20 protein-coding genes are annotated in these 18,214 nt (G+C 44.4%); 4 read left to right on the top strand and 16 right to left on the bottom strand.

The genetic code is table 11. The annotated features are described in order from the left end of the window. Window positions 1–595: 595 nt before the first annotated feature. The 7 genes from R7044_RS21990 to dusA all read right to left on the bottom strand — a co-directional run bounded on the left by R7044_RS21990 (window position 596) and on the right by dusA (window position 7,600). Window positions 596–1,375, bottom strand: a complete 780-nt coding sequence (locus R7044_RS21990; protein ID WP_005382748.1) for a phosphoadenylyl-sulfate reductase — start codon at window positions 1,373–1,375, stop codon at window positions 596–598. Then, window positions 1,368–3,104 (bottom strand): assimilatory sulfite reductase (NADPH) hemoprotein subunit, encoded by a 1,737-nt coding sequence (gene cysI, locus R7044_RS21985; RefSeq protein WP_005382750.1) that lies wholly within the window; start codon window positions 3,102–3,104, stop codon window positions 1,368–1,370. Before cysI ends, R7044_RS21990 begins: the two co-directional genes overlap by 8 nt. Continuing rightward, a complete protein-coding gene (locus R7044_RS21980) occupies window positions 3,104–4,975 on the bottom strand; it encodes an assimilatory sulfite reductase (NADPH) flavoprotein subunit (RefSeq protein ID WP_017821725.1) in 1,872 nt (623 codons plus the stop codon). The genes cysI and R7044_RS21980 overlap by 1 nt, the downstream gene beginning before the upstream one ends. 117 nt (window positions 4,976–5,092) lie before the next feature. Continuing rightward, window positions 5,093–5,323: a hypothetical protein gene (locus R7044_RS21975; RefSeq protein ID WP_005381264.1), complete on the bottom strand. Its 231-nt coding sequence runs from the start codon at window positions 5,321–5,323 to the stop codon at window positions 5,093–5,095. Window positions 5,324–5,480: 157 nt separating this feature from the next. Further along, window positions 5,481–6,140, bottom strand: a complete 660-nt coding sequence (locus R7044_RS21970; RefSeq protein WP_132937328.1) for a TIGR04219 family outer membrane beta-barrel protein — start codon at window positions 6,138–6,140, stop codon at window positions 5,481–5,483. Window positions 6,141–6,238: 98 nt separating this feature from the next. Continuing rightward, window positions 6,239–6,454 carry an envelope stress response protein PspG gene (gene pspG, locus R7044_RS21965; protein WP_005381266.1) on the bottom strand — a complete coding sequence of 72 codons (216 nt, stop codon included), beginning with the start codon at window positions 6,452–6,454 and terminating at the stop codon, window positions 6,239–6,241. A gap of 165 nt (window positions 6,455–6,619) precedes the next feature. Next, on the bottom strand, window positions 6,620–7,600 hold the full coding sequence (gene dusA / locus R7044_RS21960) for a tRNA dihydrouridine(20/20a) synthase DusA (protein ID WP_017821727.1): 981 nt from the start codon (window positions 7,598–7,600) through the stop codon (window positions 6,620–6,622). Between the two features lie 321 nt (window positions 7,601–7,921). On the opposite strand from dusA, the gene zur reads away from it, so the two are divergent. Both zur and R7044_RS21950 read left to right on the top strand, forming a co-directional pair. Beyond that, the gene (gene zur / locus R7044_RS21955) at window positions 7,922–8,386 is read left to right on the top strand and encodes a zinc uptake transcriptional repressor Zur (protein ID WP_005381268.1); all 465 of its coding nucleotides are present in this window, start codon (window positions 7,922–7,924) and stop codon (window positions 8,384–8,386) included. Window positions 8,387–8,395: 9 nt separating this feature from the next. Further along, the gene (locus tag R7044_RS21950; RefSeq protein WP_005381269.1) at window positions 8,396–8,857 is read left to right on the top strand and encodes a chemotaxis protein CheX; all 462 of its coding nucleotides are present in this window, start codon (window positions 8,396–8,398) and stop codon (window positions 8,855–8,857) included. Window positions 8,858–8,956: 99 nt separating this feature from the next. Here R7044_RS21950 and pgi read toward each other — a convergent pair whose 3' ends face one another. Then, a complete protein-coding gene (pgi, locus tag R7044_RS21945) occupies window positions 8,957–10,609 on the bottom strand; it encodes a glucose-6-phosphate isomerase (protein ID WP_005381270.1) in 1,653 nt (550 codons plus the stop codon). A gap of 305 nt (window positions 10,610–10,914) precedes the next feature. On the opposite strand from pgi, the gene R7044_RS21940 reads away from it, so the two are divergent. After that, complete coding sequence (locus R7044_RS21940) at window positions 10,915–11,334, top strand: secondary thiamine-phosphate synthase enzyme YjbQ (protein ID WP_225455807.1); 420 nt, start codon at window positions 10,915–10,917, stop codon at window positions 11,332–11,334. A 38-nt stretch (window positions 11,335–11,372) separates the two neighbouring features. Here the strand turns inward: R7044_RS21940 and alr are convergent, their stop codons facing one another. Continuing rightward, on the bottom strand, window positions 11,373–12,449 hold the full coding sequence (alr, locus tag R7044_RS21935) for an alanine racemase (RefSeq protein ID WP_132937332.1): 1,077 nt from the start codon (window positions 12,447–12,449) through the stop codon (window positions 11,373–11,375). A 13-nt stretch (window positions 12,450–12,462) separates the two neighbouring features. Further along, window positions 12,463–13,863 (bottom strand): replicative DNA helicase, encoded by a 1,401-nt coding sequence (locus tag R7044_RS21930; protein ID WP_005382759.1) that lies wholly within the window; start codon window positions 13,861–13,863, stop codon window positions 12,463–12,465. Window positions 13,864–14,084: 221 nt separating this feature from the next. Here R7044_RS21930 and R7044_RS21925 point away from each other — a divergent pair, with 221 nt between their 5' ends. After that, a complete protein-coding gene (locus R7044_RS21925) occupies window positions 14,085–14,849 on the top strand; it encodes a DUF481 domain-containing protein (RefSeq protein WP_025768078.1) in 765 nt (254 codons plus the stop codon). Between the two features lie 77 nt (window positions 14,850–14,926). On the opposite strand, the gene rplI is transcribed toward R7044_RS21925, so the two are convergent. The 6 genes from rplI to R7044_RS21895 form a co-directional block, all read right to left on the bottom strand. Next, complete coding sequence (rplI, locus tag R7044_RS21920) at window positions 14,927–15,379, bottom strand: 50S ribosomal protein L9 (protein WP_005382760.1); 453 nt, start codon at window positions 15,377–15,379, stop codon at window positions 14,927–14,929. A 33-nt stretch (window positions 15,380–15,412) separates the two neighbouring features. Next, window positions 15,413–15,640, bottom strand: a complete 228-nt coding sequence (gene rpsR / locus R7044_RS21915) for a 30S ribosomal protein S18 (protein WP_000090472.1) — start codon at window positions 15,638–15,640, stop codon at window positions 15,413–15,415. A gap of 16 nt (window positions 15,641–15,656) precedes the next feature. Beyond that, window positions 15,657–15,959, bottom strand: a complete 303-nt coding sequence (gene priB, locus R7044_RS21910; protein WP_005381298.1) for a primosomal replication protein N — start codon at window positions 15,957–15,959, stop codon at window positions 15,657–15,659. Window positions 15,960–15,967: 8 nt separating this feature from the next. Continuing rightward, window positions 15,968–16,357: a 30S ribosomal protein S6 gene (rpsF, locus tag R7044_RS21905; protein WP_005381299.1), complete on the bottom strand. Its 390-nt coding sequence runs from the start codon at window positions 16,355–16,357 to the stop codon at window positions 15,968–15,970. Window positions 16,358–16,601: 244 nt separating this feature from the next. Further along, complete coding sequence (gene rpe, locus R7044_RS21900; protein ID WP_005381300.1) at window positions 16,602–17,273, bottom strand: ribulose-phosphate 3-epimerase; 672 nt, start codon at window positions 17,271–17,273, stop codon at window positions 16,602–16,604. A 92-nt stretch (window positions 17,274–17,365) separates the two neighbouring features. Then, window positions 17,366–18,205 (bottom strand): Dam family site-specific DNA-(adenine-N6)-methyltransferase, encoded by an 840-nt coding sequence (locus R7044_RS21895; RefSeq protein ID WP_005382762.1) that lies wholly within the window; start codon window positions 18,203–18,205, stop codon window positions 17,366–17,368. Window positions 18,206–18,214 lie beyond the last annotated feature (9 nt).

Here is an 18,214-nt window from a genome sequence, read left to right as displayed (position 1 = left end):
AACTCTTCAATTTAAGATTTTGTTCGGCTCAATGAATACTGAACATTACATAAAGTAATGTTTGAATTGACTGTGCTGAATCCGAAGATTCAATGGTCACTTCGTTTCATTGAAACCTAATTTGATACCGAAGTATCGAATTGGATTATCATCAACGAGTGCCCACACAGATTGATAGGTCTATATTGTTAAAGAGCAACTCTTCTTTGTGATTGACATCACTTCGGAAGAGGCGGCCATTCTAGCGAGATAATTTATCGTGTCAAACACTTTCTTCAAATTATTTCGTTTTTCTTTTCAGCCTTATCAACTTCGCTTAAACCCTTCTGAGCCCTTGCCCTGTCGACGAGGAGGCATTATAGAGATCGCGCTCACATTGGCAAGTGTTATTTTTCAAAAATTGCAAAAACAATGGTTAAACGATGAGTTTTCGATCAAACCTTTATTTATTCAACTTTACCCCAAACTCTCACACAACTTATCCACAGAGTTGTGCTTTGAGACGTATTTTTCAAGTACCATAAATAAAGAAAGCTGCTTTATTGCAGCTATCTTTATTAAACTTAACCTAAACTCTATTTAAAGAGTATTATGGCTATATGCCAGACCCATCTTGTTCAGAGCCATCATCTTCGTGTAGGCCACATTCTCGCTTTAAGCCAAAGAATCGAGTTTCTTCCTCTGACATTCCCGGCTCCCATTTACGAGTGGTATGTGTATCACCAACTGAAAGGTAACCTTCATCCCACAATGGGTGGTATTTAAGGCCGTGTTGTTCTAAGTAGTAATGAACGTCTTTATTAGTCCAATCAATTACTGGTAGAAATTTAAACACACCGTTCTGAATTGATAGAATCGGTAAACCTGCACGAGATTTACTTTGCTCTCGACGCAGTCCAGAGAACCACGTTCCAACATTAAGCTCTTTTAACGCTCGACGCATCGGCTCAACTTTATTGAGCTTGTTGTATTTTTCAATTCCCTCTACGCCTTGCTCCCATAATTTTCCATATCGAGCTTCTTGCCAATTCGCACTTTCCTTGGCTCGATAAACTTTTAAATTTAGGTTGAGAGCATCTGTCAGCTCATCGATAAATCGGTACGTCTCAGCAAACAGGTAACCAGTATCGGTTAGAATGACGGGGATGTCCGCTTTGGCGCGAGTAACTAAATGAAGCATAACCGCGGCTTGAATACCAAAACTAGAAGAAACCGCGAACTCGCCTTCTAGATTATCTAAAGCCCACGCTACTCTCTCTTGTGCTGAAAGCTTTTCGAGCTCGACATTAATTTGAGCAAGACGGAGGATTTGCTCCGTCTTTGTTAATGTCAGTAACTCTGTGAGCTCCAGCTTGGATGCTACAGAATCAAGCATGAAAGTCCCTCTTTGATACGAGCACTTCTTGGATAATGCCAGCACGAATAGTGAAATCGCCAAAGGCTTCGCCTTCTTCACGCTCTTTCGACCATCGAGCCACCAGCAGATCAATCTCTTCTAAGATTTGCTTATCCGTGATGTTCTCTTTATACATTTTTGGTACTCGAGTACCGGCACGGTTACCACCTAGGTGCAAGTTGTAACGACCCGGCGCTTTGCCAACTAGACCAATTTCAGCCAACATTGCGCGACCACAACCATTTGGACACCCAGTTACACGCAAAATGATGTTGTCATTTTCTGGTAGGTTGTGCTTCTCCAGAATCCCCTCAACATCAGTAACAAACTGAGGAAGGAAACGTTCAGCTTCTGCCATCGCTAGCGGACAAGTTGGAAAAGCAACACAAGCCATTGAGTTCTTACGCTGTTCACTTACGCCGTCGTCCATTAAGCCATGTTCACGAGCGATCTTTTCAATCTTCGCTTTTTCGTTTTTAGGTACACCCGCAACAATTAGGTTTTGGTTTGCTGTCATGCGGAAATCGCCTTTGTGGATTTTGGCAATTTCAGCAACACCCGTCTTAAGTGGTTTACCTGGAAAGTCTAATAAGCGACCATTTTCGATGAAAAGCGCTAAATGATATTTACCATCAATTCCTTCTACCCAGCCAATACGGTCACCACGTTCTGTGAATTCATATGGACGGCTTTGCTCAAACTTAACACCAGCACGTTTCTCGACTTCCGCTTTAAAGACATCGCTACCTACACGATCCAATGTGTATTTGGTTTTTGCGTTCTTACGGTTTGAACGGTTACCCCAGTCGCGCTGAGTTGTTACTACAGCTGCGGCAACATCAAGTGTCTTGTCCAGCGGAATAAAGCCAAAGTCGTCAGCGCGGCGCGGATAAGTTGATGTATCGCCATGCGTCATCGCTAAGCCGCCGCCGACCAGGACGTTAAAACCAACCAGCTTGCCGTTATCTGCAATCGCTACGAAGTTGAGATCGTTAGCGTGTACATCTACGTCATTTTGCGGTGGGATAACCACTGTGGTTTTAAACTTACGTGGTAAGTAGTTCTTGCCTAGAATCGGTTCGTCTTCTTCTGTGCTTTCTACTTTTTCACCGTCTAGCCAAATCTCTGCATAAGCGCGCGTCTTTGGTAATAGATGCTCACTGATCTTCTTCGCCCATTCGTAAGCTTCTTGGTGTAACTCTGACTCCACTGGGTTAGTGGTACACAACACGTTACGGTTTACATCACCCGCGGTTGCAATCGAATCAATGCCAATACTGTTGAGCGTTTGATGCATCAACTTAATATTCGGTTTTAATACCCCATGAAACTGGAACGTTTGGCGAGTCGTCAGACGAATACTTCCATATAAAGAGTGCTCCGTTGCGAACTTGTCGATCGCTAACCATTGCGTTGGCGTGATGATGCCTCCAGGCATACGAGCACGAAGCATCACATTATGTAATGGTTCCAGTTTTTGCTTTGTGCGTTCATTACGGATATCACGATCGTCTTGTTGATACATACCGTGGAAACGAATTAACTGGAAGTTGTCGGCAGTAAAGCCACCAGTAATACGGTCCTGTAAATCTTGCTCAATGGTGCCACGTAATAAGTTGCTTTCTCGCTTCAGGCGCTCGTTATCAGATAGCGGTCCTAACTCTTCACCTAATACAACCTGCTTATTATTGTCCGTAGAAAAAGTCATTAGTACACATCCCTCTGATAACGTTTCGCTTTACGTAGGTCATTAATAAATTGTTCTGCATCGTCACGCGGCATCTTGCCTTCTTGTTCAGCAACGATAACCAATGCGTCGTGCACATCTTTTGCCATACGCGTTGCATCACCGCAGACATAGATATAAGCGCCTTCTTGGATCCACTGCCACACTTGAGCTGCGTTTTCTAAGATGCGATGTTGTACGTAAACCTTTTCTACTTGGTCACGACTAAAGGCAACATCCAATCGGCTTAGTACTCCTGACTTGAGATACTTTTGCCATTCCACTTGGTACAAGAAGTCTTGAGTGAACGTGCGATCACCAAAGAACAACCAGTTTTTGCCTTCAGCATCGCGGTTTTCACGCTCCTGAATAAAGCTACGGAATGGTGCGATCCCTGTGCCAGGACCAACCATGATAATTGGAGTGCTATCATCTTCCGGCAGTTTGAAGTTGTTGTTATGCTCAACAAATACTTTAACTTCACCCCCCTCTTCGAGACGCTGTGCTAAGAAACTAGACGCACCACCATATCGTTTTTCGTCGTTTTGTTCGTACTCAACCAAAGCAACCGTTAGGTGTACTTCTTCATCGACCTCTTCTTGGCTTGATGCAATAGAGTAAAGGCGTGGAGTAAGGCGACGAAGCAAACCAATCAATTCATCTGCGGTTAACTTGGTTTTCTTTTCTGCCAGTACATCAACGATTTGAGTATTTGCAGAGTACTCGCGAAGCTTATCTTTATCTTCAACTAACTTTTGTAGCTTCTTGCTACCGGATAACTCGGCAAACTTTGTGATGAGCTGCGGGTTAGATGTTGTGATTTCATATTTACTCACGAGAGCACTGTGGATTGACAAGCTTTCACCATCAACGTCAACAGTCTCAACCCCAGACAAACCGACCTTACCAAGAATGGCATTTGCAAGTTCCGAGCTATTTTCAAACCACACACCTAGTGCATCACCTGGCTGATACGTTAAGCCCGAGCCTTCTAAGTCGATTTCTATATGACGAACGTCTTTTCCAGAGTCACGGCCCGTGATTTTTTGACTGGTCAGTAACGTCGCAGTGTACGGATTTTGTTTATTGTAAGGAGAGTGCGCAGTCGCAGCTTGACCCACAGGAAGTTGAACCACATCCGCTTCAGAGCCAGAAGACAGTGTATCTTTTACCTTGTCTAACGCATTCTTACGCCATTCAGTTGCAGGGGCTTCATAATCCACATCGCAATCAAGACGCTCGATAAATGGAGTCGCGCCTAGCTTTGATAGGTAAGTGTCGAAGTCTTTACCGGTCTGACAGAAGAACTCGTAGCTAGAATCTCCCAATGCAATAACACCATATTGCAGGTTTGGCAGCTTAGGAGCCTTCTTCGATTGCAAAAACTCATGTAGCTCAATGGCATTGTCTGGCGCTTCGCCTTCGCCGTTAGTCGATGCCACAATAATGACATGCGTTTCTTTGGCTAAGTTTTTACCTTTGTAATCGCTTGCATCAAAAAGTTCGACTGCAATTCCTTCTGCTTTTGCTTCCTGTTCCAGAGCTTCAGCAACACCTTTAGCATTGCCCGTTTGGGAAGCAAAAATAATACTCAACTTACCTGCTGGCTTCGCTGATACGGCTGCCGTTGCTTGTGCAATTGGCGTTACCGCTGTATTTGGTTGATTTTGAGCTAATCCCCAAAAATACCCACTGACCCAAGCAAGTTGCTGTGAAGACAACTCAGAGACAGTTTGTTGGAGTGAGCTAATTTGTTGGTCATTCAGAGGGCTTGCGATTGGAGGATTTCCTCCTTGCCCATTATTATCTTCAGACACATTCTTGTGAGAATACTCATTCTTTTGAAAAGACATTATCACGACATCCCTATTCATTGCGTGACGATAGAGTACCCACTCTCCTTAATAACAAGAAAGAATAGAAGTGAATGTTTTATAACTTTTTGGAAGTAAGAACGGCTTACTTTTTGCTCATCGATCTTCAATGCGGACTTGTTGAAAGCCTACTGCCATTGCCGATTTTGACGCAGTATCCAAATCTTCATAAAGACATTCTTCGCCGTGACTGTCCGTTAGAAAAACAAAACCACCGCGCGCATGTCTGAACTCTACAACCCAACCACCCTCTTGGATTGCAGGCTCAATAATCGCTTCGATAAGCTGATTTTCACGGAATAGATGTCTTAGTTCATTTATTGTCATCGCTATCCCTGCTTTAACTTTCACATTGCTCCTAGGTAAGCATGGTCTAAGTCAGCCAAATAGGGAGAAATTTCGATTAGATATAATGAAGTGATATAAAAAAACGCCGCTTATAAAGCGACGTTTTAAGTAAATCGAATATCTAACATGGCTGAATTTAGAACGCGTATTCCGCACTCACAAAGAAGCCGTTAGCAAAAATAAACTCTTTCCCTAGATCCGACATGAATTTATCGGACTCTAAATCAATCACACGGTAACCTCCACGAAAAGCCAGTCGAGCTTTTTCGAGCGGTACATTGTATTGAACACCTGCCATGAAATCGGTGCTTTTGATACCTTTGTTGTCACCAAAGTTTATCTCACCAATCACATTAAAGTTTGTATCCGGAACTTGAATTTCTGCGTAACCATACCAAGCCCAAATCAGCTCATCAAATTCTTCTACACGCCTGCTTGAGCCAGCATCAATGTATTTAGTGTCACTTAAATTACTGAACGTGAGACCCGCATCAAAGTGCAATAAATCATGCTCTAGAACGTGGTAATACAAGGTTAAATCGAGCTTATCGAACCCCATGTAATCCGCATCAACACTTGAGTAACGAAGGCGCGCATTAGGGACATATTTAACATCATGTTCAATCGCCGCGTAAAAAGTGCCTGCGGTACTGCTATCTCGTCTCACTTCATTAACTTTAGTGTCGGCAGCCCATACCTCTGCGCCGACTTTTGTCGATACAGAGTACTCTGCAAAAACAGGAAAAGATACTGCCAACGATAATGCCGTTAAAGCGATGTTCGCTTTATTTGTCATGTAGTATTTACTCCGAGATAGCTGATATTCACGTAGAGGACGTGAGAGGAAATATACCATATTCTCACGCCTCTCCATCAACTAAATGATGTTACTCATTATTTATAGCGGGGCTGAGCGACGTAATTCTTGAAGAACCAAATACCCAATGCAATCACGATTAACCATGGTAATAGTTTAAGTACCGCTCCAACCATTCCCAGTAAAAACATCACAACTAACGCAATACCAGTTGCTGCGAATACGGTCATCATTGTGATACCCGTAACCAACAAGGTCGCCGCAAAGACTAAAATAAAGATTAGCTCCAACATAATCACTTCTCCATTTGTTTTCAATAAACAGAGCAGTTTCCATACCAACTTACAGAAACGAAGTTAAGATTATGATTTTTAATAAAAAAAACAAAGCCAGAGGCATTTCTGCACTCTGGCTTTATCATTCTTTAGTTGGTAATTTTAGCCATTCACTGGCGAATTTTACACATTCAATTCTTTTGGAATCTTAGCTAGCGCGTCTTGCAATACTTCTAGACCAGAACCTGGTTTGTGCGCATTTTCACTGATATGACGACGCCATTGACGAGCACCGGGCATGCTTTGGAACAAACCTAACATGTGGCGGGTAATATGACCAAGGTACGCACCTTTCGCTAATTGCGCTTCAATGTATGGATACATCTCTTCAACAATTTCGCTGCGTTTCTTCACTGGAGCATTAGAGCCAAACAACTCTTGATCTACCGATGCCAGTAAATATGGGCTTTGGTATGCTTCACGACCAATCATCACACCGTCAAGATGCTGAAGATGTGCTTTTGCTTCTTCTAATGATTTCACGCCACCGTTAATCGCAATCGTTAGGTGTGAGAAGTCTTGCTTCAATTGGTAAGCGCGTGGGTAATCCAATGGTGGGATCTCACGGTTTTCTTTTGGGCTTAGACCACTTAACCAAGCTTTACGAGCATGGATAGTGAACTGCTCACAGCCACCCTTTTCTGAAACAATAGAAACGAAGTCCGTTAGGAATTCGTAAGAGTCTTGATCATCAATACCAATGCGAGTCTTGACTGTTACAGGGATATCGACCACGTCTTTCATTGCTGCGACACAATCCGCAACTAACTGCGGTTCAGCCATTAGGCAAGCACCAAATCGACCGTTTTGTACGCGGTCAGATGGACACCCCACATTTAGGTTAATCTCATCGTAGCCACGCTCTTGCGCTAGCTTGGCACACGTAGCCAAATCTGCTGGGTTTGAACCACCAAGTTGAAGGGCTAACGGATGCTCTTCTTCGTTATAAGCCAGGAAATCTCCTTTTCCATGAATGATCGCACCTGTCGTCACCATTTCAGTGTACAACAGGGTTTCTTTGGTCATTAAGCGATGGAAGTAGCGACAATGACGATCAGTCCAATCTAACATTGGTGCTACGGAGAGCCTGCAAGAATGAGTCATGATATAAACACCCGTTTTTATGTTGCCAAGGTCGAGCGCAGCAGTACGCTCAAAAAATAAGTCGGGTATTGTATACCCAAGCACCTCTGGGTGCTAGTTTCAGCGAGAATGATTTGGTTGGCTGACTAGCCAAGTGCTTAGGAATACGCAGAAGTAATACGAATCTGTCATTCGTTGATTCATTCTGTGATGATTATTCCGCCTTCACACCACCACCGACTTGCTTTAATTCATGATTTTCGTTCTGATAGTGGGTAAAATGAAGCATTTCTAAACGAACTTCGTATAGAAATGATTTATCATAGAGCACGTCCGATAGTTATGGTGAAAGGTTTGAACCCAACAATCATTGAACAAATTGAAAGTATCTGCGCAGAGCGTGGAGTACGACTGACTCCGCAACGCCGACGCGTATTTGAACTCATTTGTTCTAATCGCCGCGCCTCAAGTGCGTATGAGCTATTGGAGCAACTAAAAGAGAGTGAGCCTCAGGCTAAGCCGCCCACTGTTTATCGAGCATTAGATTTTCTCCTAGAGCAAGGCTTCATCCACCGAGTGGAATCGACAAATAGCTTTATTACTTGTTGTTCTTTCAATACTCAGCAGCACTTTTTCCAATTACTAATTTGCGATAAATGTGGTGATGTCGTTGAACTCGAAGATGAGACGCTGATATCCTTGTTAGCCGAAAACGCCGAGAAGCATGGATTCAAACTGACCAACCAAGTTATTGAAACTCATGGTGAATGCCAGGCCTGTTCCTCCGAGACGAAAGAAAAAGTATAGAAGAACGTTATGCGCGCTGAATTTGTAAACCCGTTTTTAGCTTCTTTAATGAACGTGCTAAAAACTATGGCTTCTCTTGAGCTGAAGCCACAAAAACCGCGAATCAAAAAAGATGAGATCGCACGAGGTGACGTTTCTGGTCTGATTGGTATGGTAGGCCCACAAACTCGTGGTTCAATGTCGATCACCTTTGATGAAGCACTCGCCCTAGAAATCATGCAGAACATGCTTGGTGAACGTCCAAATGGGCTCAATGAAGAAGTGACCGATATGGTGGGTGAGATCACCAACATGGTTACTGGTGGTGCGAAACGCATTCTGGCGGAAAGTGGTTTTGACTTTGATATGGCAACACCGGTTGTGGTTTCGGGCCGAGGTCATACGATTCGCCACAAGTGTGAAGGCTCAATTATTATCATGCCTTTCTCTTCCCAATGGGGAAATGCCTTTATCGAAATTTGCTTCGAATAAAAGAGAAAAAATAGGTTGGCACTGGCCAACCTATTTTGTTTTTGCCTCAGGCAATAAAAAGGTCAGCATTTGCTGACCTTTTCTTTATCTATTCAAACATTAAGCTTTGAACGCTTTAAATGCGTTGATTAGACCGTTTGTTGAGCTGTCATGCGAGCTGATTTGAGACTCGTCTGCAAGCTCAGGTAGGATTTGGTTAGCCAGTTGTTTACCTAGCTCCACGCCCCACTGGTCAAAGCTGAAGATATTCCAGATAACACCTTGTACGAAAATTTTGTGTTCGTACATTGCGATCAAGTTACCTAGCGTACGAGGCGTGATTTGCTTCACTAGAATAGAGTTTGTTGGACGGTTACCTTCAAACACTTTGAATGGCGCAATCGCTGCCACTTCTTCAGCATTCTTACCTACTTTCACCAACTCTTCTTTCACGGTTTCTTCATTTTTACCAAACGCTAGAGCTTCAGTTTGCGCGAAGAAGTTAGACATCAGTTTTTGGTGATGATCGCTAGCTGGGTTGTGGCTAATTGCAGGTGCAATGAAGTCACATGGGATAAGCTTAGTACCTTGGTGAATTAGCTGGTAGAACGCGTGCTGACCGTTGGTACCTGGTTCACCCCAAATGATTGGGCCAGTTTGGTAAGTTACAGCATTGCCGTCACGGTCAACGTATTTACCGTTTGATTCCATGTTACCTTGCTGGAAGTACGCCGCGAAACGGTGCATGTACTGATCGTAAGGCAGAATAGCTTCTGATTCCGCACCGTGGAAGTTGTTGTACCAAATACCGATAAGCGCAAGGATCACAGGGATGTTGCTTTCTAGATCTGTTGATACAAAGTGCTTGTCCATCTCGTGAGCGCCATCAAGCAGCTCAACGAAGTTGTCGAAACCTACTGCTAGTGCAATTGATAGACCGATCGCAGACCATAGTGAGTAACGGCCACCAACCCAGTCCCAGAATTCAAACATGTTCGCTGTATCGATACCAAATTCAGACACGGCTGTCGCGTTTGTTGAAAGCGCAGCAAAGTGCTTAGCCACATGAGCCTGATCACCCGCCGATTCTAGGAACCAATCACGAGCAGTGTGCGCGTTAGTCATGGTTTCTTGTGTTGTAAACGTCTTAGACGCGATCAAGAATAACGTCGTTTCTGGGTTAACTTTCTTCAACGTTTCAACGATGTGTGTACCATCAACGTTAGATACGAAGTGAAGGTTTAGATGATTTTTGTATGGCGCTAGAGCTTCCGTCACCATGTAAGGGCCAAGGTCAGAACCGCCGATACCGATGTTCACAATATCGGTAATTGCTTTGCCTGTGTAACCTTTCCATTCACCGCCGATAACGCGCTCAGTGAATGATTTCATTTTTTCTAGAACCGCGTTCACTGCTGGCATTACGTCTTCGCCATCTACCATAACTGGAGTATTAGCGCGGTTACGTAGTGCAGTGTGAAGAACAGCGCGACCTTCTGTTTGGTTGATCGCTTCACCACTGAACATCGCTTCAATTGCAGATTTCAGCTCGGTCTCTTTCGCAAGAGCAAACAGGTGCTTCAGAGTTTCCTCATTGATGAGGTTCTTTGAGTAATCGACTAGGATGTCTGAGCCGAAACGTGCAGAGTATTTGTCGAAACGCGCTGCGTCTTGAGCAAACAGCTCTTTAAGATCCATATCTTGTGCAGATTCGAAATGCGCCGTTAGCGCTTTCCAAGCTTGTGTTTGCGTTGGATTGATATTTTTCAACATGGTCTTTATCCCGATGTTACAGTAGGTTCCATTCCTTACAGTCTAGCGAAAACTGTGGAATCCCCGATTTAGCAAATAGAATATAAATTAGATGTTTGGGCAAATTGCCACAAAACAAGTCTTTGTAATTTTTTTTCAGGCGCCAATTATGACCGAGAGCTTTTACACTCACATTGAGTTAGGTCACGTTCCCTGCCCTGAAATTGAACATTCATTTACGATGACAAGAATCATATCATTTACTAATGACAGGCTCTAATTGGAATAGGATAGACGCCAATTTATAAATTTCCAAAGGAACACGTATGTGGGCACAAAAAACACTGCAATTAAAAGCGAGAAGCCGCGGTTTTCACCTGATAACTGATGAAATTGAACAACAATTACCACAAATAAACGAACTTTCAGTAGGTTTATTACACTTATTTATTCAGCACACCTCCGCCAGTTTGACCTTAAATGAGAATGCTGATCCAACCGTGCGTATGGACATGGAAGCGCACTTCAATAAGTTTGTGCCAGAGCGTGCTCCTTATTATCAGCACACCTATGAAGGTGACGACGACATGCCGGCACATATTAAAGCATCACTGCTTGGCAGTAGTGTGACGGTACCAATCCAAAATGGTCGATTAGCTTTAGGAACATGGCAAGGTATTTACTTGGGTGAGCATCGAGACTTTGGTGGCTGCCGCCGCGTTATTGCTACGATTAACGGTGAGTAGATAAAACAAAGGCTAACCTTGGGTTAGCCTTTCGTTGTTTATTTGGAGTATTCCATCTCGACGCGAGGCGTTAGCTTAGTCACGAGTTCATACGCAATCGTACCAATGTGACCCGCTACTTCTTCTACTGGGAGCTCTTTCCCCCAAAGAATCGCTTCGTCGCTGACTTTATCCGTTGCGTCTGGTCCCAAATCGACCGTCAGCATATCCATGGAAACTCGACCTGCAATAGGTACTTTACGGCCATTAACCCACACCGGCGTACCGTTTGGAGCACTTCTTGGGTAACCGTCGCCATACCCTACAGCAATGACACCAACTTTTGTATCTCGCTCACTGGTCCAAATACCACCGTAGCCAACACTTTCACCCTTCTTCACTTCACGTACCGCAATAAGGTGGGATTTAAGTGTCATGACAGGCTGATACCCAAGATCTTGCGCCGTTTTGTCATCGAATGGCGACACACCATACATGATAATACCCGGACGAACCCAATCTAAATGGCTTTGAGGCCATGCCAATAACCCCGCAGATGCCGCCAGTGAACGTTCCCCTTGGCAACCAGAAGTCAACGATTTAAACAGCTCAATCTGTTGTGGGGTAATATAGCTATCCAGCTCATCTGCACAGCCAAAGTGGCTCATGTAACGCAACGGTTTCGCTACATTTGGACACTCCTTCAGCCGCGTTACAAACTCGTCATATTGTTCAGGACGAACCCCAAGGCGGTGCATGCCACTGTCAATCTTCAGCCACACGACAACCGGAGTTTCAAGGTCTGCTTGCTCCAAGGCGATAAGCTGCTCTTCACAGTGCACCACAGTTTGGATGTTGTTCGTCACAAGAACAGGTAAGTCACCAGGAGAGTAAAAACCTTCTAGCAATAGAATCGGCTTTACTACTCCACAAGCGCGCAGTTGCAATGCTTCTTCAATACGAGCCACACCAAACGCATCCGCATGGTTAGCATGTTTTGCGACATGACGTAATCCGTGACCATAACCATTGGCCTTGACGACAGCCATCACTTTACTTTGTGGCGCTTGAGCTTTTACGCGCTGTAAGTTGTGCTGCAACGCAGACAAATCAATGCACGCCTTGGCCGCTTTCATATAGCTCATGGGATTACTCATCATCAATATCGAATGCAGGACCCGCGTAGTTGTCGAAACGCGAATGTTGACCTTGGAAAGTGAGGCGAACAGAGCCGATAGGACCATTACGCTGTTTACCAATAATGATTTCGGCCGTACCTTTGTACGGACTATCTGGGTGATAAACCTCATCACGGTAGATGAACATGATCAAGTCGGCATCCTGCTCGATGGAACCGGATTCACGCAAGTCCGAGTTTACTGGTCGTTTATCCGCACGTTGCTCTAGGGAACGGTTTAGCTGCGACAGTGCCACAACAGGCACATTTAGCTCTTTTGCCAGCGCCTTAAGAGAGCGAGAGATCTCAGCAATCTCAAGAGTACGGTTATCGGTTAACGAAGGCACGCGCATCAACTGAAGGTAGTCGACCATGATCATCGATAGACCGCCATGTTCACGAGCGATACGGCGAGCGCGCGAACGCACTTCGGTCGGAGTTAGTCCAGAGCTATCATCAATGTACATATTTTTCTTCTGCATCAGGATACCCATAGTAGAAGAAATACGCGCCCAATCTTCGTCATCTAGCTGACCCGTACGGATCTTGGTTTGGTCAACACGAGACAAAGAGGCCAACATACGCATCATCAACTGTTCAGCTGGCATCTCTAACGAGAAAATAAGTACGGGCTTTTCTTGTTGCATGGCTGCATTTTCACACAAGTTCATCGCAAAGGTCGTTTTACCCATCGATGGACGCGCAGCGACAATCACCAAATCAGAGCCTTGCAAACCTGCGGTTTTCTTATTGAGATCTGTGAAACCGGTATCGACCCCGGTAACACCATCTTGTGGCGTTTTATACAACAACTCGATACGTTCTAACGTCTTTTCGAGGATGTTGTCGACGTTTTGTGGTCCTTCGTTTTCACTAGTTCGAGACTCGGCGATAGCAAAAACTTTACTCTCCGCCATGTCTATTAAATCTTCAGAACTGCGACCTTGAGGGTCATAGCCCGCGTCCGCAATTTCATTCGCGACACCAATAAGGCCACGAACAATCGCGCGCTCAGCGACAATATCAGCATACGCATTGATGTTAGCTGCACTTGGCGTATTCTTCGCCAAGTCAGCAAGGTAAGCAAAACCGCCTACATCTTCTAACAACTCGTGACGCTCTAGATATTCCGATAAAGTAATAAGATCGAGAGGTTTACCCGCTTCAAGAATGGTTTTTACACCTTCAAAAATCAGGCGGTGTGGACGACTATAGAAATCACTGCTCACAACACGTTCGGCAACGGTGTCCCAACGTTCATTATCCAGTAAAAGACCACCAATTACTGATTGCTCGGCTTCTAGTGAGTGAGGTGGCACTTTGATTGCGTCGACCTGACTGTCTGAAGGTTTGCGATTTCTGTTTTCCGCCATGACTTTGCTCGATAACTACTATTGACCCACGATTATAACCTTAACCTAGCTGAGATGCTTCCCCGAAGCGACAATTACTTGTTAAGAAATCATCATGTGAACCATCCGGGTAATAGCCTAGTTCTTCCGCCTAGCTCTAATAAAAATTAACCTACCATTGACCCAACCAAATATCTGTATCAGTATCATGCCCCTCCTTTTTGATTACGTTCGAGGTTGATGTGTCCCGATACTGGTTACTTAGCTTTAGCCTACTGTGCGCTAGTGCATCGTATGCTGACGAATCAGTACAGCCAGAGCAAAATATTGATTTACCCGACCCACTAAAAACCGAGGTGGAGTTCGGCTATCAAGCTCACACAGGTAACACGGACTCTCGTTCCCTGAATGCTCGTTTGAGTGCTGAATATACGTCAGGTCGACACCGTTCTAATGGTGAATGGAAGTACTACAACTTGTACAAAGACGGTGAAGAAGACAAACGCTCATCCACCTATTCCCTGCAGAGTGACTACAAGTTAGGCCCTAAGACGTATTTGTATGGCAGCTTTAAAGGAGTGGATTCTCGCTACAGTGCTTATTTTAAAGACTATACGTTGTCAGGTGGTTTGGGTTACCAGTTCTCCTACACTGAGAACTTCATTTTAGAGGTAGAAGTAGGCCCTGGTTTTCGCTATCAAGAGCCAAACTTAGACGAAATAGATGATGACGATATTGTCTTTCCCGATATCGTTAGAGAAGGCATTTTTCGAGGAAATGTCAACACAACTTGGCATGCGTTGGATAATTTAAGTTTCGCAGCTGATATTACGTTGGTAACAGGTAGAAGTAACACACGTACTGATAGTGAACTCAGTGTAACCAATGATATTACTGAAGATATCGCACTGAAACTAGCGCACTCTCGTCAGTATCACGATAAAGTGCCTGAAGGCTTAAGCAAAGCAGACAGCGTATTTTCCGTTAATTTACTTTTCGCTTTTTAACCCTTTTTCTCTCAGTTTTAGAAATAAAAAAAGCACCTCCGAGGAGGTGCTTTTTAGTATTTCGTCTTGATACTGAATTACTCAGCAGCAACAACTTGTAGGTTAACTGTCGCGAAAACTTCAGAGTGAAGTTGAACGCTGATCTCGAACTCACCAGTGTTACGTAGAGCACCTTCAGGAAGGCGAACTTCGCTCTTAGCAACTTCAACGCCTGCAGCTGTGATAGCGTCAGCGATGTCACGAGTACCGATAGAACCGAATAGTTTGCCTTCGTCACCAGCTTTAGAAGCGATAACTACCGCTTCTAGAGCGTTAACTTTCTCTGCGCGAGCTTCTGCAGCAGCTAGTTGCTCAGCAACTTTAGCTTCTAGTTCAGCACGACGAGCTTCAAACATTTCAACGTTAGCTTTAGTTGCCATAACTGCTTTACCTTGTGGGATAAGGAAGTTACGAGCGTAGCCAGATTTAACGTTTGCAGTATCGCCAAGACCACCTAGGTTACCAATTTTATCAAGTAGAATAACTTGCATTGCTTAATCCTCTTTCTTAATAAAATGAACCGATTACTGATGCTTGTCAGTGTACGGTAGTAGAGCTAGGTAGCGTGAACGCTTGATAGCACGTGCTAGTTGACGCTGGTACTTAGCGCTTGTACCAGTGATACGGCTAGGTACGATTTTACCAGCTTCAGTGATGTAGTTTTTAAGAGTTGCTACGTCTTTGTAATCAATCTCTTGTACGCCTTCTGCAGTGAAACGGCAGAATTTACGACGACGGAAGAAACGAGCCATGGGCTATCTCCTGATCTTAAATTTGAGTAATGTTGTCGGCGTGTAACACTAATTTTCCCACGCCATTTCGGCCGGTTTGATAAGTGACAAAACCACTTACCTTAATGTTACTGCCTTGAACTAAATTCTGAGTTAGTGCTTGTGACCCAAGCCCGCTGACGACTACCGGCATACGACAATAAACTTGTCGAGGTAAGTCAGCTTCGATAATAGTAGAGCGATGCTCCAGCCAAAACCGACAGTGTTCAATGCCACCAGGGCTTTTACTACGAATGGGCGGTTTGGCAATGGTGCCGCTCAGCTCCATTCGATTGGCCATAAGAAAACTTACTCAGCAGCTTCTGACTTAGCTTCAGGCTTAGCTTCAGAACGCTCTTCACGACGTGGAGCACGCTCTTCTTTTTGCTTAAGCATGATAGATTGCTCAGTGATCGCTGCTTTAGTACGCATGATCATGTTACGTAGAACTGCATCGTTGAAACGGAAAGCAGTTTCTAGCTCATCAATTACAGCTTGGTCAGCTTCAACGTTCATAAGAACGTAGTGAGCTTTGTGAAGCTTGTTGATTGGGTAAGCCAGTTGACGACGGCCCCAGTCTTCTAGACGGTGGATTTTACCGCCAGCTTCAGTGATTGAACCAGTGTAACGCTCGATCATGCCAGCAACTTGCTCGCTTTGATCTGGGTGCACCATGAATACGATTTCGTAATGACGCATTGGTTGCTCCTTACGGATTATTCAGCTTCCACAAATGGCTCAGTCGTCCAGAGGAAGCAAGGAACTAAAGATAATTGACTGAGTTTAAGGAGCACGAATAGTACAGAAAGGGCGTAAAATAGGCAAGTGATTATTTGCTCAGCGCAGTGGATATTTAATTTCTTCTAATACTAGAAAACACAAAGGCTGCCAACAAGCTGGCAGCCTTTAAAATCAGCGTGTTATTGCGCTGGCTTATCGGTGCTTATTTAACTTCAGCCAGTTCAGCGCGCATTTGATCGATCACTTGTTTGTAATCTGGCTCACCGAAAATCGCCGAGCCTGCAACAAACATGTCTGCGCCCGCTTCTGCAATTTCACGAATGTTGTCAACCTTCACACCGCCATCGATTTCTAAGCGGATATCACGACCAGACTCGTCAATCATCTTACGAACGGCACGCAGTTTATCTAGTGTATGAGGAATGAATGATTGACCACCAAAACCAGGGTTTACCGACATCAGTAGAATCATGTCGACTTTATCCATAATAAACTCAAGACTTGCAAGTGGCGTTGCTGGGTTTAGTACCACACCAGCCTGACAGCCGTGCTCTTTAATTAACTGCAGTGTACGGTCTACATGATCAGAAGCTTCTACATGGAACGTAATCATCGACGCACCCGCTTTTGCGAAATCAGGAATAATACGGTCAACGGGTTTCACCATTAGGTGAACATCGATTGGCGCTGTGATGCCATAATCGCGTAGTGCTTTACACACAGGCGCACCAAAAGTCAGGTTTGGTACATAGTGGTTATCCATAACGTCGAAATGCACCACATCCGCACCCGCTGCGAGTACTTTTTCTACATCTTCACCGAGACGAGCAAAATCTGCCGATAAAATGGATGGAGCAATAAGAAAATCTTTCATACCTGACCTCAGTAGTAATGAGCAAACAATCTGCGCGCAATTCTACCGAAGCCAGTGGGGAGATCCACTATTTAGATATAATAGTGTGAGAATTAAGAGCTTGATTTATCCATGTCTGGGGCATGAAAAAGCGCAAGTAGCTCATCAACTTTATTACGACCGTTACCATTACGGCTAATGGTACGCTTTACTTTTACCACATTAAGATCCGCACCGTGATACAACCGACGTGTCAAGGTAGTGTCGTGGTTAGAAATCAACACAGGAATGCCACGTTCAGTCGCTGTTCTTTCAGCAATGTCGGCTAATGCAGCTTGGTCGTCCAACGTGAAACCATTACCTGCGTATGAGGTGAAATTTGCCGTATTTGAAAGCGGCGCATAAGGTGGATCGCAATACACGACGCTCCCTTTGCGCGCACGACGAAATGTTTCAGGATAACCTTCACAAACGAACGTAGCTTTTTTGGCTTTTTCTGCAAAAAACTCCAATTCCGCCTCAGGGAAATACGGCTTTTTGTAAGAGCCAAACGGTACATTGAAGCCACCTTTTTTGTTGTAACGGCATAGGCCATTAAAACCAAAGCGGTTCATGTACAAAAACGCTAAAGAGCGGTACATCACGTCATCGGTTTTATTAAATTCAGCGCGAATGTGTAGGTAGGCTTCTTTGCGGTTGTTCTCAGCGACAAACCAACGCTTCGCTTCAGAGATATACTCTTCAGGGCGTTCTTTCAGCAGGTTGTACAGATTGATCAAATCTGGATTGATATCTGCAAGTAGATAATGGTCATAATCGGTATTCAGAAACACTGAGCCCGCACCAACAAAAGGTTCAACTAGCTTTCGAGCCGGCGGCAAATGACGTTGGATGTCTTCAACCAGTCCGTATTTTCCTCCTGCCCATTTAAGAAAGGCTCGTTGCTTTTTCATCTACTGCTC

The organism is Vibrio sp. 1402 (assembly GCF_033340275.1).
The sequence above is the reverse complement of the archived record's forward strand: the minus strand, read 5'-3'. Positions and strand labels throughout refer to the sequence as shown.